This is a genomic window from Flavobacterium sp. BFFFF1, from assembly GCF_002256285.1.
In the GTDB taxonomy this organism is placed as follows: domain Bacteria; phylum Bacteroidota; class Bacteroidia; order Flavobacteriales; family Flavobacteriaceae; genus Flavobacterium.
Map to the genome: position 1 here is coordinate 1 of NZ_NKJE01000037.1, position 23,449 is coordinate 23,449.

Annotated in this window: 20 protein-coding genes and 1 tRNA gene; 10 read left to right on the forward strand and 11 right to left on the reverse strand. The window is 43.8% G+C overall.

What is annotated here, in order from left to right:
* The first annotated feature begins 239 nt into the window (after positions 1–239).
* From CFE23_RS15170 to CFE23_RS15185, 4 genes are read left to right on the forward strand one after another with little or no spacing between them, the layout of a single operon-like run.
* Positions 240–1,700: a glycoside hydrolase family 30 protein gene (locus tag CFE23_RS15170; RefSeq protein WP_291089822.1), complete on the forward strand. Its 1,461-nt coding sequence runs from the start codon at positions 240–242 to the stop codon at positions 1,698–1,700.
* A gap of 17 nt (positions 1,701–1,717) precedes the next feature.
* The gene (locus tag CFE23_RS15175; protein ID WP_291089826.1) at positions 1,718–4,990 is read left to right on the forward strand and encodes a carbohydrate-binding protein; all 3,273 of its coding nucleotides are present in this window, start codon (positions 1,718–1,720) and stop codon (positions 4,988–4,990) included.
* Complete coding sequence (locus CFE23_RS15180) at positions 4,987–5,688, forward strand: hypothetical protein (RefSeq protein ID WP_291089829.1); 702 nt, start codon at positions 4,987–4,989, stop codon at positions 5,686–5,688. Before CFE23_RS15175 ends, CFE23_RS15180 begins: the two co-directional genes overlap by 4 nt.
* A gap of 2 nt (positions 5,689–5,690) precedes the next feature.
* Positions 5,691–6,599 (forward strand): sialate O-acetylesterase, encoded by a 909-nt coding sequence (locus CFE23_RS15185; protein WP_291089832.1) that lies wholly within the window; start codon positions 5,691–5,693, stop codon positions 6,597–6,599.
* Between the two features lie 246 nt (positions 6,600–6,845).
* Here the strand turns inward: CFE23_RS15185 and CFE23_RS16610 are convergent, their stop codons facing one another.
* From CFE23_RS16610 to CFE23_RS15210, 6 genes are all read right to left on the reverse strand, one after another.
* Positions 6,846–7,010, reverse strand: a complete 165-nt coding sequence (locus CFE23_RS16610) for a GIY-YIG nuclease family protein (protein ID WP_363331616.1) — start codon at positions 7,008–7,010, stop codon at positions 6,846–6,848.
* A gap of 66 nt (positions 7,011–7,076) precedes the next feature.
* Positions 7,077–7,151, reverse strand: a tRNA-Val gene (locus CFE23_RS15190).
* 58 nt (positions 7,152–7,209) lie between these two features.
* A complete protein-coding gene (locus CFE23_RS15195; RefSeq protein WP_291089835.1) occupies positions 7,210–8,430 on the reverse strand; it encodes a folylpolyglutamate synthase/dihydrofolate synthase family protein in 1,221 nt (406 codons plus the stop codon).
* Complete coding sequence (locus tag CFE23_RS15200; protein WP_291089838.1) at positions 8,430–9,386, reverse strand: energy transducer TonB; 957 nt, start codon at positions 9,384–9,386, stop codon at positions 8,430–8,432. The genes CFE23_RS15195 and CFE23_RS15200 overlap by 1 nt, the downstream gene beginning before the upstream one ends.
* Before the next feature lie 56 nt (positions 9,387–9,442).
* On the reverse strand, positions 9,443–10,669 hold the full coding sequence (locus tag CFE23_RS15205; RefSeq protein WP_291089841.1) for a Glu/Leu/Phe/Val dehydrogenase dimerization domain-containing protein: 1,227 nt from the start codon (positions 10,667–10,669) through the stop codon (positions 9,443–9,445).
* Positions 10,670–10,752: 83 nt separating this feature from the next.
* A complete protein-coding gene (locus CFE23_RS15210; protein ID WP_291089844.1) occupies positions 10,753–11,814 on the reverse strand; it encodes an anhydro-N-acetylmuramic acid kinase in 1,062 nt (353 codons plus the stop codon).
* 99 nt (positions 11,815–11,913) lie between these two features.
* Between CFE23_RS15210 and CFE23_RS15215 the strand changes: the two genes are divergently transcribed.
* The 6 genes from CFE23_RS15215 to CFE23_RS15240 all read left to right on the forward strand — a co-directional run bounded on the left by CFE23_RS15215 (position 11,914) and on the right by CFE23_RS15240 (position 16,515).
* Positions 11,914–13,056 carry an acyl-CoA dehydrogenase family protein gene (locus CFE23_RS15215; RefSeq protein ID WP_291089847.1) on the forward strand — a complete coding sequence of 381 codons (1,143 nt, stop codon included), beginning with the start codon at positions 11,914–11,916 and terminating at the stop codon, positions 13,054–13,056.
* A 178-nt stretch (positions 13,057–13,234) separates the two neighbouring features.
* Positions 13,235–13,618 carry a DoxX family protein gene (locus tag CFE23_RS15220; protein ID WP_291089850.1) on the forward strand — a complete coding sequence of 128 codons (384 nt, stop codon included), beginning with the start codon at positions 13,235–13,237 and terminating at the stop codon, positions 13,616–13,618.
* A gap of 9 nt (positions 13,619–13,627) precedes the next feature.
* Positions 13,628–14,116: a DinB family protein gene (locus tag CFE23_RS15225; RefSeq protein ID WP_291089853.1), complete on the forward strand. Its 489-nt coding sequence runs from the start codon at positions 13,628–13,630 to the stop codon at positions 14,114–14,116.
* A complete protein-coding gene (locus CFE23_RS15230; protein WP_291089855.1) occupies positions 14,104–14,811 on the forward strand; it encodes an NRDE family protein in 708 nt (235 codons plus the stop codon). Before CFE23_RS15225 ends, CFE23_RS15230 begins: the two co-directional genes overlap by 13 nt.
* A gap of 9 nt (positions 14,812–14,820) precedes the next feature.
* Positions 14,821–15,855, forward strand: a complete 1,035-nt coding sequence (locus CFE23_RS15235) for a D-alanine--D-alanine ligase (RefSeq protein WP_291089858.1) — start codon at positions 14,821–14,823, stop codon at positions 15,853–15,855.
* A gap of 3 nt (positions 15,856–15,858) precedes the next feature.
* Entirely contained in the window at positions 15,859–16,515 is a 657-nt protein-coding gene (locus CFE23_RS15240; RefSeq protein WP_291089861.1) for a hypothetical protein, read from the forward strand.
* Here the strand turns inward: CFE23_RS15240 and CFE23_RS15245 are convergent.
* From CFE23_RS15245 to CFE23_RS15265, 5 genes are all read right to left on the reverse strand, one after another.
* Complete coding sequence (locus CFE23_RS15245; protein WP_291089864.1) at positions 16,512–19,808, reverse strand: T9SS type B sorting domain-containing protein; 3,297 nt, start codon at positions 19,806–19,808, stop codon at positions 16,512–16,514. The two genes, CFE23_RS15240 and CFE23_RS15245, sit on opposite strands and share 4 nt — an antisense overlap.
* Before the next feature lie 156 nt (positions 19,809–19,964).
* Positions 19,965–21,206 carry a glycosyltransferase gene (locus tag CFE23_RS15250; RefSeq protein WP_291089867.1) on the reverse strand — a complete coding sequence of 414 codons (1,242 nt, stop codon included), beginning with the start codon at positions 21,204–21,206 and terminating at the stop codon, positions 19,965–19,967.
* On the reverse strand, positions 21,203–21,901 hold the full coding sequence (locus CFE23_RS15255) for a hypothetical protein (RefSeq protein ID WP_291089869.1): 699 nt from the start codon (positions 21,899–21,901) through the stop codon (positions 21,203–21,205). Before CFE23_RS15255 ends, CFE23_RS15250 begins: the two co-directional genes overlap by 4 nt.
* Positions 21,902–21,910: 9 nt before the next feature.
* Positions 21,911–22,672 (reverse strand): hypothetical protein, encoded by a 762-nt coding sequence (locus CFE23_RS15260; RefSeq protein ID WP_291089872.1) that lies wholly within the window; start codon positions 22,670–22,672, stop codon positions 21,911–21,913.
* A 376-nt stretch (positions 22,673–23,048) separates the two neighbouring features.
* Positions 23,049–23,449: hypothetical protein (locus tag CFE23_RS15265; RefSeq protein ID WP_291089875.1), on the reverse strand; the 401-nt coding region annotated here is incomplete at its 5' end.

Consider the following 23,449-nt stretch of genomic DNA (forward strand, 5'->3'; position numbering starts at 1 on the left):
TAAATACGGCCGGCGATTACTACCTGCTGATTAAATCAGGTGGTAACTCGAATTCCATCGTTTCCGCAACAAACATTTCATTACGCGGTAGAGCAAATTAGTTAAATTAAGTTTGAGTTAGTTAAGAACAGCCTGTAATCGATCCTGAATACGGGCTGTTTTTTTAAACACCACAACTGTTTACAAGATTTAACTTACAAAAAACTCAACAACACCACAATCATCATCAGATTCAACGAATGAAAAAAGACAACATAAAAATATACTGCCTTTTGTTTTCTGCCCTAGCATTTGCGCAGCCCAAACAACAGCAACCCAACAAAAACTTTTCTGTAGACGGAAAAACGGTAACCATTTATACTACAGCGGAAAATACTGATTTAAAACTGTCCGAAACAGACAAAGTTACATTTAGCCCTGCCGAACAACCTGTAGAAAGGGAAATTTCAATTTTTGTAGAACCTAAAAAATCGTTCCAGACCTTCATGGGAATTGGCGGTGCCATCACAGATGCCAGTGCGGAAGTATTCGCAAAATTATCGGCAGCGAAACAACAGGAACTCCTAAATGCATATTACACCAAGGATAAAGGTATAGGCTATTCCCTGATGAGGACTACCATCCACAGCTCAGATTTCAGTAGCGGGAGCTATACTTATATTCAGGAGGGCGACAAAGACCTTAAAACTTTTAGTATTGAACACGACAGGCAGTTTCGCATACCGCTAATTAAAAAAGCCATTCAGGCTGCCGGAGGAAAACTTTTGTTGTATGCAAGTCCGTGGAGCCCACCGGCTTTTATGAAAAGCAACAAGACCATGCTTAAGGGCGGAACATTACTGCCGGAGTACAACCAGGCTTGGGCCAATTATTATACGAAGTTCATCAAAGCGTATGAAAAAGAAGGCATGCCAATCTGGGGAATTACAGTACAAAACGAACCGATGGCGACGCAAACCTGGGAATCGTGCATATTTACTGCCGAAGCAGAAAGGGATTTCCTGAAAAACTTCCTGGGACCAACAATGGCAAAAGAAGGCCTCGGAAGTAAAAAAATCGTCGTTTGGGACCACAATCGCGACCTCATGAACCAACGCGCAAATGTCATATTTTCCGATCCCGCGGCTGCAAAATACGCTTGGGGAATGGGTTTTCATTGGTATGAAACCTGGGCGGGCGGCACGCCAATGTATGATAACGTTCAGAAAGTCCATGAAGCCTATCCGACCAAAAACCTGCTTTTTACAGAAGGCTGTGTCGAAAAGTTTGACCCATCCAAATACCAGGTTTGGGCAAATGGTGAGCGTTATGGCGCTTCAATGATTAACGATTTTAATAATGGGACCGTGGGATGGACGGATTGGAACATCCTTCTGGATCAAACCGGCGGACCCAACCATGTAAGTAATTTTTGCCTTGCTCCTATTCATGCAGACACGACAACTGGCGAATTAATTTACACCCCATCCTATTATTATATTGGCCACTTTTCCAAATTCATCAGACCCGATGCCAAAAGAATCAGCACGGTGGCCAGCAGAAGCCAGCTGCTAAGCACCTCATTCCTAAACACCGACGGAAAAATGGTAACAGTGGTGATGAATCAAAGCAACGCAGCAGTACCATACAACCTGGTTATATCAAACAAAAAAGCAACTATGGAAATTCCAGCACACGCGATTCAGACATTGGTTTACTAAACGAGCATACAAATACTATGAAAAAGCTAATCTTATTATTTTTTATTTCGATGTCATTTCATGCTTTCGGGCAATTCCTGCATCGGGACGGACAAAACATTGTTAATGGGTCGGGACAAAACGTCATCCTTCGTGGCCTCGGTTTAGGAGGATGGATGATCCAGGAAGGCTACATGCTGCAAACGGACGCTTTTGCGGGTTCACAGCATAAGATAAAACAGAAAATCACGGACCTGATTGGAGCCACCAATACCGAAGAATTTTATCAGGCTTATCGGGCCAACGGCATTACAAAGCGCGACATCGATTCACTCGCCGCGTGGGGATTCAATTCTATCCGACTGCCGATGCACTATAATTTGTATACACTTCCTATTGAACAGGAGCCAGTAGCCGGCCAAAATACATGGCTTGACGAAGGGTTTACAATGACGGACAACCTGCTTGACTGGTGTGCACAAAACAACATGTACCTGATCCTTGACATGCACGCTGCGCCCGGAGGTCAGGGACACGACGCGAACATCTCAGATTATGACGATACAAAACCTTCACTTTGGGAAAGCCAGGCCAATCGGGATAAGATGATTGCCCTATGGCAAAAACTGGCATTGCGCTACAAAGACAGCCCATGGATTGGCGCTTATGACATTATTAATGAGCCCAATTGGAACTTTGAGGGCGCCAACATAAATGGCTGCAACGAAAACAACAATACCCCGCTGAAAAACCTCATGGTCAGCATCACCCAGGCGATACGCCAGGTGGATACCAACCACATGATCATCATTGAAGGAAATTGCTGGGGCAATAATTATAACGGCATTCTTTCAACCGGACTTTGGGACACCAATATGGCTTTGAGTTTTCATAAATACTGGACCTACAATACCCAGGGATCGATTCAGGGGATGTTAAACCTGCGTACGCAATACAACGTGCCAATCTGGCTCGGGGAAAGTGGTGAAAATTCCAATGTTTGGTTCAAAGATGCAATTTCCCTAGTCGAGTCTAACAATATTGGCTGGGCATGGTGGCCTATGAAAAAAGTAGATAATATTGCAGGGCCAGCTTCGGTTACCAAAACTCCTGAATACGCAACGCTGTTAAGCTATTGGCAAAATGGCGGCACCGCGCCGTCCGTAACCTACGCCAAAAACGCGCTGATGCAGCTCGCTGAGAATTTTAAAATGCAAAATGTAACGATTCGTCGCGATGTAATCGATGCCATGTTCCGTCAGGTGCAGACAACCGAAACAAAAAAATACAAAAACCATCCCCTTCCGGGAAAAATATACGCTACCGAGTTTGATATGGGAACCAATGGCTTCGCCTATTTCGACAAAGATGTGGCCAATTATAATGTCGATACCCAAACCTACACCGCCTGGAATTCCGGCTGGAGCATGCGGAATGATGGCGTGGATATCCAGCCTTGCGTTGACAGTCCTTCCAATGGTTTCCAGGTCGGATTCCTTGAAACAAACGAATGGCTCTCATATACTTTAGAGGCCACTGCAGAAACTGCTTACGATATCGATTTTAGGTACGCAGGACCTTCAACCGGTAAAATTTATATTGAGGACGCCTCCGGAAGAATCTCGGAAACCGTTTCATTACCGCCGTCAGGTGGCTTTACAACATGGGCAACCGCAACCCTTTCAGATGTAATTCTAAAACAGGGATCTAACAAAATCAAGGTGTATTTTGAAAACGGAAATTTCAACCTGAACTATTTTGAATTAAAAAACCCGCATGCGCCTGCTTCAGTAGCATTAAAAACAGTCGATGCGTCGACGAATATCCTCGGCGACAAAGTGAACATTACGTTCAATAAGAACCTGGTGCCGGGAATCGACCTTACGCAAAGTAACTTCCAGCTGAAAGTAAATAATAATGCCGTAACCATCACGGCTATTGCGTTCAAACCGGGCAGCACCACAACTCTTGTACTGAAACCGGCATCGCCTTTTAACGCATCTGACGTGATTACGCTTTCTTACAATGGCACAAATATTGTGGCCACGGATGCATCCTCCCAAGCTGCTTTTTCTGATAAACCGGTAAAAAATAGTGTAGGCAACATCATCGGTATCTCCGGAAAAATTGAAGCAGAGAATTTTTTTTTCAACAGTGGGCTAACCATTGAAACCACATCGGATACCGGAGGCGGATCAGATATGGGCTACACAGACAACGGCGATTACCTGGAATACCTGGTGAATGTTGGCGAAAGTGGAAACTATAAAATCGACTACCGCACCTCTGGAGCATCTGCAACGGGATCTATAAAGCTGGAGTTAATTAATGAAAATACCACCGCAGTACAAACAGTATTGCTACCACCTACCGGGGGCTGGCAAACCTGGAACACGGTTACCTCACAGGCCGTACTTCCGGCGGGAAGATATTATGCGCGATTTACGGTTGTCAACGGTGGATTCAATTTCAACTGGGTCAATTTTACACAAATTGTTGCCGATGATGACAACGATAATGTCGCTAACAACAACGATAGCTGTCCCAATACGCCTGCTGGTGATGTCGTCGACTTTAACGGGTGCACCCTATTCAGCCTGCCATATGATAACTTTTCAATTCAAAGCGCCGGCGAAACCTGCCGCAACAGCAACAACGGAAGCATCTCCATTGCCTCCGGCAGCAGCCATCCATTTTTAGCCACGCTGACGGGCAGTTCCAATCAAACAAGCAACTTCACCTCAAATGCATCATTCGGAAATTTGGCGGCAGGTCCATATGCGCTGTGTATCACCATCCCAACCATCCCGACGTTTAAAAGATGTTACAACATTATTGTAACAGAACCGACAGATCTTGCGGTACTCTCCCGCCCTGCTGCAGATGAATACAATGTCGTGATCGATTTAAGCGGAGGCAGCGTTTACCGCATCGATCTGAATGGCGTGCGCTACTTGACCGATCAATCCTCAATCACCTTAAACGTAAAACCAGGCATGAATACACTTGAAGTCAAAACGGACAAGGATTGTCAGGGCGTGTATCGCAAGTCATTTTTTGTAGACGATACGCTATTGGCATTCCCGAATCCTGTTAAAGACGGCAATCTTTATTTTTCCATTCCGTCACAGGATACCCAATTTGTGAATGTACAGGTATATTCGCTCATGGGAAAACTGGTGATTGATTCGGACATGCAATACGATGCCAGCAAGAAAAATATTGACGTCAGTGCTTTATCGTCAGGATCATATGCGCTAAAAGTCACTACAAATGATGCAACTTATAATACCAAATTCATCAAGCTATGAAAAATTTAAGTAAATATATTGCCGTTGCGGTTTGTTCTACCTTATTAAGCTGTGGCGGTGGCGGCGGTGGCGGGGAAACGTCAGGAGAAAATCCATCCGCGGCCCTGTTGGTATCGCCAATAAACAATTCAGAATGTATAACCGGCCAGGAAGTTTCAGCTACGCAAAGCAAAGTTACTTTTGAATGGAACAATGCCGATTTTACTGATGCCTATTCTGTATATGTCAAAAACCTCAACACCCAGCAGACTTTGCAGTATGAAGCAGGTGCGAGCACCACGCTTGACGTGACACTCGCCAAAAACACACCTTATTCCTGGTGGATCATTTCAAAATCTAGCGCCAGCAGCCAAACCGCAATCAGCGAAAAAAGGAAATTTTATAATGCCGGCGACGGCGTCGTGAATTATGCGCCATTTCCCGCTGAAGCAGTCGCTCCTGCCATGAGCAGCACCGTATCAGGAACAGCAGTCACTTTTCAATGGAACGGTAGTGACGTCGACAATGACATCACAGAATACAAATTGTATATGGACACCAATAGCAATCCGACCTCATTGAAAGGTACAACGTCCGGTGGAGAGACTCTCAACGACATCCCTGTTTCCGCGAATACCGTGTACTATTGGAAAGTGGTGACAAAGGATGGCGTAGGCAATACGTCGGATTCTCCGATCTTCCAGTTTAAGACTTTGTAAATATGAAACGCTACAGCTTCATTCTGGCTTTTGCCGCCGTGCCTATTTTGGCTTTCGCACAACCTAAAAAAGACACGATCCGTGTTTTTTACCTGGGTGGGCAATCCAATATGGAGGGCTTCGGAAAAACCGCTGAGCTGCCTGACGCGTTGCAGAAAAAGTTCACTGATGTCTATATTTATCACGGCAACCCAACCGGTGACGAAGATCAAAACGGCGGGCTTGGAAAATGGGATATCCTGCAGCCGGGCCATGGCAGCGGATTTGCCTCGAACGGCAAAGTAAATACACTTTCGGATCGGTTTGGTATTGAAATTACGTTCGCAAAACACCTGTCCGAATTGTACCCGAGACAAAAAATCGCCATCATCAAATATGCGCGGAATGGATCCTCAATCGACAGTATCGTCAAAGGCGATTTTGGTTGCTGGGAACCCGACTACAAAGGAAAAGGACCTAACCAATATGATTTTTTTCTAAAGACGGTTCGCGATGCCATGGCTGTAAAAGATATCAATGGCGATGGACGGGAAGACATTCTGGTTCCTTCGGGGATTGTATGGATGCAGGGTGAAAGTGATGCCTATGGAAACGAAGCCGTCGCCCATAACTATTTTTCCAACCTAAAGCGACTCATGGACCTGATGCGCGCTGCACTGCACAACAACGACATCCCGGTCGTTATTGGTAAAATCTCCGATTCAGGGGATGAACCCGATGGTAAGGTATGGAGTTATGGCGAAATTGTCCAGGCAGCTCAGGAAAAGTATGCCGCTACAGCGCATCATGCTGCCATCGTACGGACAACTTCCACTTATCAATATTCTGATAAATTTCATTACAATACGGCAGGATACATTGACTTTGGGAAGCAATGTGCCGATGCCATCGCTAAGTTTAAATTTTTTTAATAATTAGATTTTATTTTTTTGTTTTGAGAGCCCTGCTGCAAAGTGGGGCTTTTTTGTTTTGCAGAGGCAAATCGGCTGGCGGTACCACAATGGCAGATATTAGGGCGTGCCGGCGGCTTGCAAGCATAAACTGCAAAATGACGTACCGGACAAACCCGCCGGCGACTGCCCGAAAGAATAAGTCTTTCAATCATTTTGCGGCATTTCCATTTTCTAATGGTTAGCTCCCTGTTCAAAGCCCCTTCCTTAGTCTGGAATTTTTCGTAATAAACGATCTTCAGATCGTCGTGTTTGCCCGTAAAACCTTTGATTCTGATTATGTCTCATTAATCTTCGTTCAGGGTTAGATGTCGATCCAACATAATATTTATCTTTTGATATGCAGTAAAGGATGTAAGTAAAGAAATTCATGGCGTGTAGAAAGTTCAAATGGATTATAAATAAAAAACCCCATACTTTCGTATGAGGTCATTTTTGTGGGCGATGAGGGATTCGAACCCCCGACCCTCTGGGTGTAAACCAGATGCTCTGAACCAACTGAGCTAATCGCCCTTATTGCGAGTGCAAATATAGCCTGTTTTTTCATATTTGCAAATAATAATTTCTTTTTTTACAAAATTTCTGCGACGACAAACGTACTTCCACCAATATAAACAAAATCGTCGACGGCAGCACATTTTAATGCCGACTCATAAGCTTCTGCTACAGAACCAAATACCGTGCCTACAAGTCCGTGATGCACCGCTGCTGACTGCAACACCGTGGCATCAAGTCCACGTGGAATATTTGGTTTTGAAAAATAATATTTAGCCTGAGCAGGGAAAAGCGGCAAAATATCGTTCAGGTCTTTGTCATTAACAACGCCTAATACGATATGCAATTGCTTAAATTCCTGCCGGGCTATTTGGCTCATTACGATCTTTAGCCCGTGCGCGTTGTGTGCCGTATCGCAAATTACCCGCGGATGTTCGCGAAGCTGCTGCCACCTGCCCTGAAGTCCGGTGTTTTTTACAACATTTAGAAAACCGTTCTTTATATGTTCATCTAAAATTAAAAACTTTCCCTGATTTTTCACGATTTCCAGCGTCTGTAATACCGTTTTCTTATTTTTAGATTGGTAGTCGCCCATCAATGCTGAGGGATAATCAGGCAGGTTTTTTTCAGAAGCAAATGAAATGGACGCACCCTCGGTTTCCGCTTTTTCGAGAAAAACCCGCTTGGTTTCATCTGTATATTCCCCAATGACTACGGGAATATTTGGCTTGATGATGCCCGCCTTTTCTGCAGCGATCTTCGATTCCGTATTTCCTAGAAACTGTGTGTGGTCCAGACCAATATTCGTGATTACGGAAACGATTGGCGTCACAATATTCGTGGAATCCAGCCGTCCTCCCATTCCGGTTTCGATGATCGCGATATCTGTTTTCTCACTTTTGAAATATTCCAAAGCCAGACCAACCGTCATCTCAAAAAAACTCAGTTGATGCTGCTCGAAAAAGCGCTTGTTTTTGGCGATGAAATCAATGATGAATGTTTGTGAAATCTCGTCACCGTTGATCTTAATACGTTCCCGGAAATCTTTGAGGTGTGGCGAAGTGTATAATCCGATGCGGTATCCTGCCTCCTGGAATACCGAAGCCAGCAAATGCGAAGTCGAACCTTTACCGTTAGTCCCGGCCACATGAATACAGGTAAGCGCTGTTTCAGGATGCCCTAAGTAGTCCGAAAGTAAAAGCGTGTTGGTAAGGTCTTTTTTGTAGGCCGAGGCGCCCTGGGTTTGGTACATTGGAAGCTGTTGAAACATCCACTCGACCGTCTGTTGGTAATCCATCAATTCAGGCTGAAATTAACAACAATCGTTCCAATCTGCTTGTCATTTACGTCATCTTTAGGATACCACTTATAACTTCTGGCCGTTTCATAAGCCGGTTGTATTAGGCATGGATTAGTATTCGTAGTTCCTTTAATATATTTACATCCAACAACGTCACCGTTTCTATTTACAGTAACTTCAACTACCACAATACCGGATTCATTACACTTTTGCACTACCTTTCCACTGCTCCTGAGTTTTCTTCCCGCCAGTTTCCAACTCCCATTGCCTTTTCCTATGCCGCTACCGCTGCCACCTCCCGAACCGGAACCGTCACCAGCGCCATATCCGGAACCATTTCCAATGCCTTGCCCGGAACCATTTCCGCCACCACTACCAGTACCGCTGCCGCCAGTGGTACCACTGCCGCCGGCATATCCCGTTGCAGAAGTGCTTCCGTTGGTTTTCCCTTTGTTTCCTCCTGATTTATCGTCGCCATCACCACCCTTACTGCTTCCATTCAACAGATTCGACAACGCGTCGGTGGCATCCTTTGAAGGCTTTTTAGGAACATCTACCGGTTTTGTTTCAGGCTTTTTGGGTGTTTCTTTTGGTTTTTTTACGGTAACTACGGCAGGCACATCATTGTCTGACTCATCGGTGACGATATCCTCCTGATTTGAAGTTTCGGCTACAACAGGTTTTGAAGCGGGTAAATCGAGGTCTTTGGATGTGAAATTCTCACCCGACCCCAGATCGCTATTACCGAAATTAACCGCAACTTCGCCACCACCACCGCCACCGCCACCCTCAAGACCTTCGATTTTGGTAGAAGTCATGTGGAGCAATATCAGCAGTAACAACATCGCTGCAAATAACATCGCTGTAAGAATCAGTGATTTTTTCTTCTCAGAAAGGGAAGAGTCGACGACCCTTTCGGTTACCGCAAAGACACTGCGTATGATCAATCTCATTTAAGAAGTAGTTTAATTTCAGTTACTAAACGCCTAAAGGTATAAAAAATTGCCGTTTACAACAATTGCGACAAGGCAATTTCATAAGCAGTGGCGCTTAAATCAACCTTTTTGGGGTTCCTTGAATACACTTTCTCGATTGCTTTCCTGATGGTTTCCGAAGTATCGCTGAAAATTGCCTCATCCGTCATTTGAACTTTCTTCTCCATAAAATAGGCGAACACCCTCGCCATGCCACAATTGGAAATAAAATCGGGAATAAGGCTTACTTTTCCGTCCACATGTTCCATAATCGGCCCAAAGAAAATTTCTTTATCTGCAAAAGGCACATTCGCACCACACGAGATAACTTCCAGCCCAGCATTTACAAGACTATCTACCTGGGATTGCGTCACCAGTCTTGATGCGGCACAGGGTGCGAAAATTTCGGCCCCGATGCTCCAGATTGTATTGTTGATTTCTTCTGGCGAAATCATATGTGCGGCAACCAGTTTATTTCCATCCTTGTTCAGGAAAAGCGATTTAATCTCTTCAAATGAAAATCCTTCTTTATTGACAATCCCGCCTTCGCGGTCAATAATTCCAACAATTTTTGCGCCCATTCCCGCAAAATAGAATGCCGCCGCAGAACCTACATTTCCAAATCCCTGGATAATCACCCTTTTATTTTCAACGCTGCCCCCGAAGATATCGTAGTAATGCTTTACCGCCTGCGCTACGCCGTATCCGGTGATCATATCTGCCACAGTATATTTATGCGCTACATCGGGAGAAAATGCAGGATTTTCAATCACTTTTACGACACCTTGGCGCAGCTGACCGATGCGATTGATTTTATCCGCTTCAGTTGGCTTGAAATGCCCATTGAAAACGCCTTCCTGAGGATGCCAGACGCCACATTCCTCAGTCATTGGGATGACTTCATGGATTTCGTCTACATTCAAATCACCCCCGGTACCATAATAGCTCTTCAACAATGGCGAGACCGCTTTATACCAACGCTGTAGAACACCTTTCTTGCGGGGATCATTTGGATCGAAATTGATACCACTTTTTGCTCCACCTATGGCAGGTCCTGATACGCTGAATTTGATTTCCATAGTTTTTGCCAGAGACAATACTTCGTTCATATCCAAACCTTTGCGCATTCTTGTCCCACCGCCGGCAGCTCCGCCGCGAAGGGAATTGATCACCGTCCAGCCTTCTGCATCCGTTTCCGGATCTTTCCAGTTGAAAATAATTTCAGGTGCTTTATCTTCGAATTTTTTTATAAGATCTTTCATAGATGTCAGTTTGTTTGCGGCGCAAAGATAATCCTAAAGTTGATAACAAAAAGAAATAGTGTCTCGATAAACGTTTTCGTGTGTTACCCATAGATCACCCCCGAGCTGTGATCTCTTGTCGCACCCGTTACACTGCTCAGCACATTGATTTCGTTTCGCAGTTTCAGCACACCCAGCAGGCCGAAAATCAACGCTTCCTTGTATTCCAGAATTTTACTATCCGGGATTACTATTTCCATTTTAGGTAAATGGTGTTTTATCCTTCCAATTAAAAAATCATTGTATGCTCCGCCGCCGGTAACAAGCATCTTTCCTGATTGACCTGGTAAAGCCAGTGCGGTTTGCATGGCCGCATGTTCAATGAAAGTACATAGCACGTCGGGAACAGTGGTATCGAACTTTTCGATTAATGGAAATATCGACTCTCTGACAAATTCAAATCCCAAAGATTTCGGGAATGGTTTACGATAAAAATCCAGCGCATTGAGGGCTGACAACATTTCGCCGTGAATTTTTCCTGAAGCAGCGATGCTTCCTTTGTCGTCATACGGCAGCCCCAGCCGATTTGCATAAAAATTCAAAACGGTATTGACCGGAGAAATATCGAAAGCAATCCTTGCCAAATCTCTTTCGAACGAGACATTTGAAAATCCACCAAGATTAAGGCAATAATCATATCCCGAAAACAAAAGCCGGTCTCCGATCGGGACGAGTGGAGCGCCCTGTCCGCCAAACCTGACATCCTGTACCCTAAAATCGCAAACCACTTTCTGTGCCACTAAATCGGCCAATTCCGGAAGGTTCCCAATTTGTAAAGTAAAGCCATGCTGTGGCTGGTGCAGCACGGTATGGCCATGTGAGCAGACAGCATCAGGCTTTAGCCCGTGTTTTTCTATAAAATCTTTGATAATGGAGCCAAGCAATATCGTGTAATCCCGATTCAGTTTAATGAGTTCCAGGTTATCAAATTCTACAGCATTCTTCAACCGTGACAGCCACGCATCGGAATAGCTAATTGTTTCACTATCAGTTATTTCGAACGACCATTTGGCATTTTCGATTTTAAGACAAATGGCGGCGAGATCAACGCCATCCAAAGACGTTCCGGACATCACTCCGATAACGTTATAGTTTTCTTTACTCATCGCTTCAAAAATACGGATTCTGATTTAAAAATATCCTTAGAAATAATTACATTTGGACGCTGACAAAACAAAAAGCATAAACTTTATTCTTAAAAAAATATGGATTTTAACCTTACCGAAGAGCATTTAATGATACAGCAGGCGGCCAGGGATTTTGCACAAAGCGAGCTTCTACCCGGCGTTATTGAAAGAGATGAACACTCTAAATTCCCAACAGAGCAGGTCAAAATGATGGCCGATCTTGGATTCATGGGAATGATGGTTGATCCAAAATACGGAGGCTCAGGACTGGACAGCGTATCGTACGTTTTGGCCATGACCGAAATTGCAAAGGTTGACGCTTCGACAGCAGTCGTGATGTCTGTGAACAATTCACTGGTTTGCGCAGGAATGGAGAAATACTGCAATGAAGAGCAAAAAATGAAATATTTGGTGCCCCTGGCAAAAGGTGAAGTGATCGGCGCGTTCTGTCTTTCAGAGCCTGAAGCGGGTTCTGACGCCACTTCGCAAAAAACCACCGCAATTGACAAAGGGGATTATTATTTATTAAACGGAACAAAAAACTGGATTACAAATGGCGCAAGCGCCTCAACATACATTGTGATTGCGCAAACCGACATCGAAAAAGGGCACAAAGGAATTAACGCTTTTATCGTGGAGAAAGGTTGGGCAGGATTTGATATTGGCCCGAAAGAGAAAAAAATGGGTATCCGTGGTTCAGATACGCATTCGCTCATGTTTTCTGACGTAAAGGTGCCAAAGGAAAACCGCATCGGGGCTGATGGCTTCGGGTTTAACTTTGCCATGGCTGTTTTAAATGGGGGCCGTATTGGAATTGCATCCCAGGCTTTGGGCATTGCAACTGGTGCCTATGAACTGGCATTAAAATATTCAAAAGAGCGCAAGGCATTTGGGAAAGAAATTTCGAAACACCAGGCCATTGCGTTTAAACTTGCCGATATGCATGTCAATATCATGGCTGCAAAACTATTGTGTCTCAAGGCGGCAGTTGAAAAAGATGAAGGCAAAGACATTTCAGAGTCGGGGGCGATGGCCAAACTGTATGCGTCGCAGGTGGCGATGGACACTACCATTGAAGCGGTGCAGATTCACGGTGGAAACGGATATGTGGCGGAATATCATGTGGAACGCATGATGCGCGATGCAAAAATCACCCAGATCTATGAAGGCACGTCAGAGATTCAGCGAATCGTTATCTCCAGGAGCATTTTGAAAGATTAATGACATTGGATTGTTGACATACAACAATTTAACGATACAGGAGTCCGGTTTTGCGCCGGACTTTTTTTATCTTTATTTCTGCAAATTTGATTGCTTTTTTCAATCAGTTGAAACCAAATCACAGTTGCCGCCGTATTTGAGATAAGCAGTAAGCATTAATTATAAATCAATTTAAGCAATGCCGAAAAAATACTTTCGCTGGATATTGAGGGTTATTGTTGCCGCAATTTTGGTACAGACATTATTCTTTAAATTTGCTGGTGCAGATGAAAGTGTTTACATTTTTACAAAATTGGGAATGGAGCAGTTTGGAAGGAATGGCTCGGGAGTCATTGAATTGATTGCAGCGGCAATGGTCCTAATACCTCGAACAGTCTTGACTGGCGCGGTGCTTTCAGCCGGAGTCCTGTTTGGCGACATAGTTTCGCACCTGCTTGTTTTGGGAATTGAAGTAAAAAATGATGGTGGAGAACTTTTTATTTTGGCCTTAATAACCTTTATTTGCAGTATATTATTGATTTTTACCGAAAGGCATAAAAATCACAGATTTGTTACATTTTAAAACATAAGCATGCTTATCACCTCCATAAATAACAGCCTTAATGAAATGACTGGATTGCTCAAGCAGCTCTCTGATCATGAATATACCAATCAGTGTAAGGCATTAAGCAACGCAACAATTGGCGAACACACCAGGCACATTATCGAAATGTTTCAATGCCTTGAGAAAAATTATGAAAGCGGACTCGTTAATTATGATAACCGACTGCGCAACAAACAAATCCAAACAGACACCGCATTCGCCATCGCATCAATCGTAGAGATTCAGGAAAATCTGGATAAAGCAGATAAGGCAATAGCCCTGCAGCAAATCATAGACGGCGAAGAAATCCTGATCAACAGTAATTATTTCAGGGAATTACTTTATAACCTTGAACATTGCATTCACCATCAGGCTTTAATCAAGGTAGCGCTTCACGACTGTGAAAACGTTACGATTGACGCTAATTTTGGCGTGGCACGTTCCACCGTAGAATACCGCAATCAATGTGCACAGTAAGTTTTGTAAATGCCGGCGGTAAAATTATCATCACATCAAACCGGGACGAGCAGGTGTTGAGGCCTGCGATACCGCCCTCCAAATATGTGGTTCAGGACAAAAACCTGATTTTTCCAAAAGACCCAAAAGCTGGCGGCACCTGGTACGCTGTTGATGAACAGGCAAATGTGCTGGTATTGCTGAATGGGGCTGCGGAAAAGCACAAACACCTTCCGCCTTATCGGAGAAGCCGTGGGCTAATCGTCCTGGATTTACTCGGAAGCGACTCTGCCATCAAAAGTTGGGCTGATATCGACCTCGAAAATGTAGAGCCTTTTACATTGGTGTTGTTCTTCGGGAAAAAACTATACCAATTGCGCTGGGACGGAAGCGAAAAAAGCACCGTTTCATTAAATGAAAATCAGAACCATGTGTGGTCGTCATCCACGCTCTACCCTAAAGACGTACGCGAAAGGCGGGCAGCGTGGTTTAGTACTTTCCTTGACACGAAGCCTGAGGTTACTGAAAAGGACATGTTGCATTTTCACCGTTATACTGAAAGTGAAGACACAGAATACGGATTGGTTATAAACCGCAATGATCTTCTGAAAACACTGAGCATCACCCAGGCAGTAATCGACCAAAATACTTTATCGCTAACGTATGCTGACCTGATTAATAATGAACAGCTATCGAATTCTTATCCCATTATCTAAACAACACATTTGAGACTTTTTTTTCACAAAATACTGCATTGGGAATACTGGCCATTTTACATCGTCTACATTCCTATTTACTTTTTATGGGCTTATTATGCATTAAGGCAACGCAGTATTTTCTTTTTTAATGCTTCGAATCCCACGATTAAGAACGGCGGATTCATGATGGAGTCAAAAAAGGCAATTTATGACTTAATTCCAGAACAATATTATCCCAAAACGATTTTGATTAAAAATGGCACGCCGTTATCTGAAATTGTTTCTGAAAAAAATATTCATAGTATACCTTATCCGTTAATTGCCAAGCCGGACATCGGATTGCGTGGGTCTGCTGTAAAGAAAATCGATGATGCCGAAGGCCTTGCTGCATATGCTGAAAAGGCAGATTTTGATTATGTGATACAGGATCTAATTCCATATGAGAACGAAATCGGGATATTCTATGTCCGGTATCCACATGAAAAACTAGGGAGGATAACCGGAATTGTGGCGAAGGAATTCCTAATCGTTACCGGCAACGGAACGTCTACGCTGGAAGATCTAATCAAAGAAAATCCGAGATATGAAATGCAACTCCAGGCACTCAGGAAGGAATATGGGAAAAAACTCGCCGAGATTCCTGCATTAGGAGAGAAAGTCAACCTGGTCCCATACGGAAACCATGCCCGTGGCGCTAAATTCATTGACCGAACCCATTGGGGCACTCCGGCATTAAACAAATTGATGAACGACATCTGCCTGCAGATTGATGGATTTTATTTTGGAAGAATTGATTTAATGTATCAAAGCATCGAAGCACTTGAGCGCGGTGAGCAGTTTGCGATTGTGGAGTTGAATGGCGCCGGCAGTGAACCTACACATATTTATGATCCGGAACATTCTTTATTTTTTGCCTGGAAAGAACTCATCCGCCACATCAGGTACATGTATGAAATCAGTGTTGAAAACCATAAAAATGGCGTCCCTTATCTGGGACATAAAGAGGGCATGGAACAATACCGTTTACACAACCTGCAAAGCAATAAAATAGTAAACTTCTAAAAGATGAAAACACTGAAAAATGGATTTGTCGGTTTTTTAGTGAGTTTTGTTGGGTCGATTCCGCTGGGATATTTAAACATTATTGGTTACGACATCTTCCGCGCCTCTGGGATAAATGCTGCATTTCCTTACCTTTTAGGAGTGATCGTAATTGAGGCGGTTGTGATTTATGGGACGTTGGTGTTTGCAAACCAGCTTTCCAAAAACAAAAAGCTGATCCGTTATATCGAATTGTTTTCGATCTTTTTTATGCTGCTGCTAGCCTGGTCGTTCTATTCGGCATCCGGAAACAGCGAAGCAGGAGAAAACCATTTGTTGGCGAAGTATATCCAGTATCCGCCGCTCGTCATTGGACTGATTTGCAGCAGCCTCAATTTCATTCAAATCCCGTTTTGGACCGGATGGAACCTCTATTTGATTAACGCCAATTATATTCAGGTCGAAAAAAACAGGAAATTTGGCTATCTCATTGGAACCCTTTTAGGGACTTTTAGCGGAATGCTGGCTTTAATTTTAGCTTTAGATTACATCACGAGGAAAAATAATTTCCTGTCGACGTATCTGATGTCTGGTGCGATTCCGCTGTTGTTTTTGGGAATGGCGTTGTTTCAGGCCTATAAATTCTGGAAAAAATACTACCAAAGCAAAACAACTGACTAACGTTTCATTGCGAAATGGCCGCGGTGCACTTTGCCATCCACCCGCTCTACCACAAACCAATAATCGTCGGAAGGCAGTTGATTTCCGTTATAGTTTCCATCCCAACCTTCAGCATCGTATTCAAATCCGGTGATTAATTTTCCGTAACGGTCAAAAATAAATGTCTTCATTCCGGGTTCGTAGATTGAATTTCGGATTTTCCATTTCTCATTATAGCCGTCACCGTTTGGCGTAAAAAACTTCGGATAATTAAGGATCAATACATCTTTTGTTATTCCCGGACAGCCGTGCAGGTCGTTTATGGTGACGGTGTACAGGCCCGGCTCTAATCCCGTAAATGTGGGATCAGGCTGAAAATTCCCACCATCAATCGAATACACGTAATCGCCATCACCACTGACATGCATTGTGAAACTGTTGTCAAATTCCGTCCAGTCGTTGATGTCCACTGAGTCAAAATGTGCGCTCTCCGTGTTCATCACGGTGAAAGTCTGGGACGCCGAACACTCAGAAGTCCCATAAATGTTTTTTACCGTCACTGTATATGTTCCAGGTTGGTCTACATCAATATAACGGGTAGTGTCGCCTGTGGACCATTCGTAGGCATCGTATCCAAAATCAGCACTTAGCCGTTCTTCTGTCCCTTCACACAAATAGATATCCGACGGCGCGGTTAATATCGGTGAAGTGCCAACAACCAGATTAAATGACGTTGTGGCGTAACATCTTGAAATCACATTTTGAACGACGCGGACGTATATCGTCTGTGGGTTGGTACGGTTGTTATATTGTGTAACATCGGTAGTTATTTCATTCACACCGGCATCGGCGTCTTCGGGAGTCAGGTAATAAGTAATGGTATACTCGGCGACGGGTTGGTTCCCCAATATCCTTTGATTAAAAGTTGTCAGGTCAAATGCGGATGTCGTTTCGCCATTATTGCTGCAAAACAAAATCTCCCCGGTACCATTGTTGGCCGCGGGATCAATCGCTGTGACCAGTGGCTGAAGCGTTGCCACATTGATGATGGTATTCGCGAGTCTTCCACAACTGTCCTCCACTTCAAACTTATATATGGCAGGGTCCAGATTTTGGAAGGTATCGTTGGTACCATTATCGAACGAAAAGTCAACACCATCTTTCTGAATGATTCTGTAATTGTAGGGCGGCACTCCGAGCACATCGATAAAGATGCTTTCGGGTCCTGCACCACCAGCACAATTTAAAGAATACGACCCTAAAATATCGAGGGCACCCGAGAACGTAAAATCCGGATAAGCTTCATAACAAGTCGTTGTACCCTGACTGTCAAATGCCTGATAAACCTTCAAAATACGGAACGTCCCAACATTGGCGATGTTGAAATTAATAGTATTGTTAGTCAAAGGCAGCGCATTGCTGGTATCTGCAGGCGTACCTTCAACGTATACTACTCCTGTATCCGGATGTTCGTAGTTTCCTGTAGTCGGATTTTTCTTTTGCAGCCAATAACTTCCGGTGATATTGCTGTTATCCGCTAAATCGATATTAAACGTACCACAGTTTCTGTCAATACTAAAGTTATTGGATCCAGGATCATATCCAACTAAAGTCTTTATACCGGTAAGATTCGCTCCACAGGCGTCAGTCCCTTCAAAGGTATAATCGCCTGCAGCCATCGCTCCGTTAAAATAAATCCCATTGTCAATCTGGGGAGTTAGATTAACGGGATAGGTTGATGAGAATGCTACGGGTCCCGATAATACGGTGAGTGTGATCAACCCGCCTCCATTTAGGGAACGAATCCGCATGGAGCCAAGTCCGGCAGTACAGCTTGCCCTCGGGGAGATACTTAAATCGGGGAGGGTCGAAAACGGCTTAATTTCGGCTGGAACATTAGAATAAAGGTCTCCACAACTGTCGATTATTTTAAGCAGGTAATTGCCGACAGGCAGGTTATTGACGGTATAGGCACCCGGTTGGACTGTCACTGGGGACACGTTGCTTGGCAATGGATGTGTTAGCACATATGCGGCTGGAGCATCGATAATCTCAACAAAAACCACTTTCCTGTTTTCAGGAATGGAAATCGTAATCTTACCGTTCGGGCTGACGCAATTCGGAGAAGTTTCTGTAATGGTGGGCTCGAGTGGGATTTTAATAAGGTTTAAAACACCTATTGCGGTTCTTCCGCAGGCATCAATCATGGAGACTTCATAATTGCCATAAGGAACCGTATTGGTTGCAGAGCCAAAGGTAAGTACCGGATTGGTTTGCGGATCTGCATAATTCGCTAAATAATTAACGGGGTCAAAGTCGGTGGGCTTATCTGTAAAAGTAATCGTATACGGCGGCATATAATTGCTCACACTCACATTAAGAAATTTATCGCCACATTCGTTGGGGACGTCTGAAATCGTGACAAGCGGCGTGGGATCTACTTGGTTGTCAGGCAGAATAACGTTATGTCCGCAACTGTCGGTGATTTTTAAGTCATAAGAATAAGGGTCATTTAAAAATAAGGGTAGCGTCAGTGTCAAAGGAAGGACGTCTGTAGGGCCTGTTGGGTAATCCTGTATAATGGTTTGGTCACCTGAAGGGAAATGAACGACATATTCCACATGAAGTGGATAGATAATATTTGCACCTCCCGAAGGCGTCACATTGTTGATGACATCAATAGTTGTGCAGGAAGTAGCGACTGATGGATTCGAAGTCGCCGCAATCGTCAATATGGTACTGTTGGTATGTATGGTCCATGTCTTTACTTCCGCTTCTCCGCAACCGTCAATTACCCGAACAACATATTCTCCGGCGGGAAGGTTGTTAAAAACATTTGAAGTTTGAGGAGGAACCGTTAGCGGCCCACTTACAATCTGGAAAAACGCAGGCTGGATAACACTGGTCACAACGACTGTTATCGATCCGGTTTGGTCACAGGAACCGCTTACCCCGGTATCGGTAACCTCAAACAGAATGGGGACATCTGCATGAGAAATGGTAAAATCAAACTGGACAGGAACAGAACTTTGGATGCCTAATACCTGCGTCGCTATCAGCCGATAGTCTCCCGCAAATAAATTATTATACGTGTTTGAAGTAAATTCTTCAATCGGTGTGTCTAAAACGGGTAGTTTATACAAGTGGTATTCGAGTAGCGCGCCAGCGGTCAACCCGGCAGGCACCAGCGTAATCGATCCATTCCCGCTGCAGGTTTCATCTGTGGTAGAATGCTGCAGGGTAAAATTAGGCAACTGTCCATATCCGATCGAAAAAATGAACAGGAAAACGGCATATACATTTTTGAATTTCATAGTAGGGCTGAAATTTCAATTATCAATTATGGTAACACTTAGGGGAACCCTGCACTCACACCATTAATGAGATAACACGCAAATATACATTTTAATTTATTTCGTCAACGCCAAATCATTGAGAATCACTTATTTTTAAAAAGCCAAGATTAAACGCTATTGATTGCTATTTTTGGCTTCAATCCACCGCGACATGTATTTTGTAGCGCTTAACGTTTGATGCATGAAAATAGATCCCAAGAAATTATCTTGCCGGTGCTTTGGCAGGTTATTTACTAAAAATGAAATGTGCCTTACAAATTCAGGTCCGTAAGATGCTTTGTTGTAACGCTCATTGAAGATTTTAATACCGTTTTGCACAGCCCCTTCCCATACATCCTGATGGTCATACAAATCCACAGCCGCATCAACAAAATCGTCTACTTCATCCACAAAAGTTCCATTCCACAGTCCTTCCAAATGCATCGCCTCAGCACCAATTTCAGTCGTAACACTCGGTGTCCCACAGTACATCGCCTCCATGAGCTTGCCTTTTATACCAGCTCCAAACCGAAGTGGTGCCAGCATTACCCTTGCGGAACCAATTGCTTCCAGCGCCTCCGACGCCCTGCCCATAATAAGGAATCCATTCTTTGCGTCATGCATTTGCTGGATGGATTCGGGCATATAAGCGCCATAGATATATATAACAGCGTCGGGAATTTTTACCCTAAGTCGCGGCCAAATATTCTTTTTAAGAAATTGTACAGCATCTTTATTGGGCTCATGATAGAAATTCCCAATAAACATATATCCCTTTCGCTGGTGAAATGGCAGCCATGCGCCCTGATCTTTTGGTGAAATTGGGTTCGCCAGGAAAGGCAGGTAGTATAGTAACGCAGTATCAATCTTAAATATCCGTTTTAATAAATCCATCTCAAACGCCGAGATTATAATGGAACAATCACATCGCATCATCGATGCTATCTCCCGTCGTGCCATGTCACTAAAAAGATCGTCATCCTGGAAAATTCGATTTTGCTTAACAGCGAGCTGCCTTGACTGTCGCAGAAAGTGCAGGTCTTCGGTATCCAATATTCTTAAAGCGCGCGGCGCATTTTCTGCCACGCGCCAACCAAATTGCTCTTCAGTAATAAAACGGTCAAAAAGGACAATCTCCGGATTCAGTTCAGACACGAAAAGATCGAAGCCAGCATCATTTAAAACCAATTGTTGTGTACGAATGCCTAATAAATCGAAATTAAATGAAAAAGTTCCACGCTGTGCAGCGCTGGAAAAAATAATCTCATAGTGATGGTCCTGAAACAATTCCACCAATTGTAACATCCTGCTGCCGGCGGCTGAGGACCCTGGCTCCGGCCATACCATTCCTATGATTAGAACTCGTTTTTGAATCATTCTACCTTCTTTAGGTTGTTTAGCAAAAACGATAACGCATCCGACTTGAGTTGAGCCGTGTTCTCACTGCTGCTCTCAAATTCAAAGGTAGACAGAAGCCCATCGTGCAAAAATGCAAGAGCATATCCGCGATAAACCACATTTTGTTTGGTAATAGTATAAGACATCGACTGTGAACTGGCAATTTTCTCAAATTTTACCTGACGTAGTTTACAACCGCGTTTTACACTTTTCAGGCCCTCACTAACATCACCTTTAAACTCGAAAGCATGCATAAAAATGGCAAGCCCTTTCGGGGTTTTGATCGCTCCTCTAAGCGAGTCATCATAATTGTTCTGATAAAGGCTATTCCTGTCAACCTTTACGTTGGAACTGATATCATAGGCAATCAGGGTATCACGACGCACTTTTGTAAAATGGGACTTCCTCCTGACTTCTGGACTTAGCGTATCCAAAGCGCTGTAGGATGCGTAAAATAAATCATTCGACTGTTTTTCTTCATAACGCTTATATTGCTGCTGGCTTTCCTGAATCCGCCTTTGCATATCCTGATCATAAGTCTCGGTCGCAGGTGACGTTTGATACGCTTGGCGCTTTTTAGAACATGCATTTGCGATACGAAATAGCATTACAATGACAATGACAACAGTAAGGACAATGCGCCAAACCGGTCTGCTTTCCTGATGGTCATTCATTTCTTGTCCCTATAAATCTTTATCGTCAACTGAAATTTCACCTACTGTTTTCTTATTTGCACCGATGTACCTGTATTTTACGCGCTTTACTCCATATGGCCTTACACTATTGATCAGCGTCTTACTTTGGGGGTTTCGCAAAATTTCATCCTTCATTACGGTTTTAAAATTCTCCGACTTCAACAGCCCTTCCATCTTTTGGTCTACTTCTACAAAGTATACCAAATCTTCTCCTAATATATCAATCTTTGTAATTTTTGTACCCGCCTCCTTATCGACAATAGGCAATGCCTTGTTTATCATCGCAAGCATCTCATTCACTTTAGGATCTGCCGCATTAAACTTGATGTCATTACCGTTTTTCGAATTCTTTAGTTGTGCGGCTTTAAGCGAACTCTTGTCAATATCTGCGACGCCCAGCTTTGTATTGTCATTTGCTCGGTACTCAATCCTGAATTTAACGTTTTCGCTTACCAAATCCTGGAAAGACGGAATATTCGATAATGTTTCCGTCATAACGGTGGGAAGCATCTGTCCGATGATGCTTCTATTTTCATCCGTTTGCGGCATGGTGGAGACGATGATAATAACAATGGTGTTATCCGGTTTCAACGCTGCAATGGTCGACTGTATGTTCGGATTTGAAAGTGAAGGTGCTGAAGCATTGTAGTCGTTAACGAAATCCTGCGCCTTTTCACGTGTGTTTTTGCAACCGATTAGCAACAGCAACGCAAGCGAAGCCATAAAAATTCTGATTTGGTTCTTTCCCATAAAAATGTGTTTTGACAGTGAAACGTGTTGTTGTGCTGGCAATATAAACAAAATACCCGCACGATGTTGAAAATATTCAAATGCTCTGAATCAGCAACAGACATTAGTTAAGTCGGCATTCCCATCGGCATGAACAGTAAAAAGAAGTTTTGTAGTATGGTTTCGTTATTTTCTTTTTTGGCGTGTCCCGGCGTTCACTAGAATTCGGCAGTCATGTCCGGATTGTGCTAGGTCGGGCTCTGCGCTGTATCTTTTTTGGATACCGCTGCGCTTTGCTCCACGCCCATCCTAAAAAAGGATGCCGCTTCCCCCGAAGCTTCGGGGCCTCACGCGAACGGTCCCACACATCGATTCGCCCCATTCTCATTTGCGGTAATTAGTACAAAACGCAATAGCTGCATAAGGTGTAATCAACTTCCAACTTATTGCTGTATTCAGGATTCAATGACTGGCGACAAATTTTGAACAATGAATATTGACTATCGGCGGACTTCGTATAAACAAAAAAACCCTCATCGTTAGATGAAGGGCTTTGCTTGGCCAGTTCGCTATCGTTCGTGTCGAAAGACACGAGGCCGTAGGCCGAACCGGCGAAGCACACGAACGCAGTGACTGCGCTGTACCGCTTAAAAACAAAAAAGGCAGCAACATACTCTCCCACAGGATTGCAGTACTCCCGAAGCGTCGGGACGCAGGCGGGCTCAACTGCTCTGTTCGGATTATATTTGCCGTTACTTTTTTTAAAAATGACACAAAACAAAAAACCCCTCATCGTTA

Excerpts from the sequence above, each read along its gene's own strand:
- CFE23_RS15195 (WP_291089835.1), bottom strand. The coding sequence starts at position 8,430 with ATGGATTACCAACAGACGGTCGAGTGGATGTTTCAACAGCTTCCAATG.
- CFE23_RS15250 (WP_291089867.1), bottom strand. The coding sequence starts at position 21,206 with ATGATTCAAAAACGAGTTCTAATCATAGGAATGGTATGGCCGGAGCCA.
- CFE23_RS15245 (WP_291089864.1), bottom strand. The coding sequence starts at position 19,808 with ATGAAATTCAAAAATGTATATGCCGTTTTCCTGTTCATTTTTTCGATC.
- CFE23_RS15210 (WP_291089844.1), bottom strand. The coding sequence starts at position 11,814 with ATGAGTAAAGAAAACTATAACGTTATCGGAGTGATGTCCGGAACGTCT.
- CFE23_RS15240 (WP_291089861.1), top strand. The coding sequence starts at position 15,859 with ATGAAAACACTGAAAAATGGATTTGTCGGTTTTTTAGTGAGTTTTGTT.
- CFE23_RS15200 (WP_291089838.1), bottom strand. The coding sequence starts at position 9,386 with ATGAGATTGATCATACGCAGTGTCTTTGCGGTAACCGAAAGGGTCGTC.
- CFE23_RS15215 (WP_291089847.1), top strand. The coding sequence starts at position 11,914 with ATGGATTTTAACCTTACCGAAGAGCATTTAATGATACAGCAGGCGGCC.
- CFE23_RS15180 (WP_291089829.1), top strand. The coding sequence starts at position 4,987 with ATGAAAAATTTAAGTAAATATATTGCCGTTGCGGTTTGTTCTACCTTA.
- CFE23_RS15205 (WP_291089841.1), bottom strand. The coding sequence starts at position 10,669 with ATGAAAGATCTTATAAAAAAATTCGAAGATAAAGCACCTGAAATTATT.
- CFE23_RS15175 (WP_291089826.1), top strand. The coding sequence starts at position 1,718 with ATGAAAAAGCTAATCTTATTATTTTTTATTTCGATGTCATTTCATGCT.
- CFE23_RS15170 (WP_291089822.1), top strand. The coding sequence starts at position 240 with ATGAAAAAAGACAACATAAAAATATACTGCCTTTTGTTTTCTGCCCTA.
- CFE23_RS15260 (WP_291089872.1), bottom strand. The coding sequence starts at position 22,672 with ATGGGAAAGAACCAAATCAGAATTTTTATGGCTTCGCTTGCGTTGCTG.
- CFE23_RS16610 (WP_363331616.1), bottom strand. The coding sequence starts at position 7,010 with ATGAATTTCTTTACTTACATCCTTTACTGCATATCAAAAGATAAATAT.
- CFE23_RS15230 (WP_291089855.1), top strand. The coding sequence starts at position 14,104 with ATGTGCACAGTAAGTTTTGTAAATGCCGGCGGTAAAATTATCATCACA.
- CFE23_RS15220 (WP_291089850.1), top strand. The coding sequence starts at position 13,235 with ATGCCGAAAAAATACTTTCGCTGGATATTGAGGGTTATTGTTGCCGCA.
- CFE23_RS15225 (WP_291089853.1), top strand. The coding sequence starts at position 13,628 with ATGCTTATCACCTCCATAAATAACAGCCTTAATGAAATGACTGGATTG.
- CFE23_RS15185 (WP_291089832.1), top strand. The coding sequence starts at position 5,691 with ATGAAACGCTACAGCTTCATTCTGGCTTTTGCCGCCGTGCCTATTTTG.
- CFE23_RS15255 (WP_291089869.1), bottom strand. The coding sequence starts at position 21,901 with ATGAATGACCATCAGGAAAGCAGACCGGTTTGGCGCATTGTCCTTACT.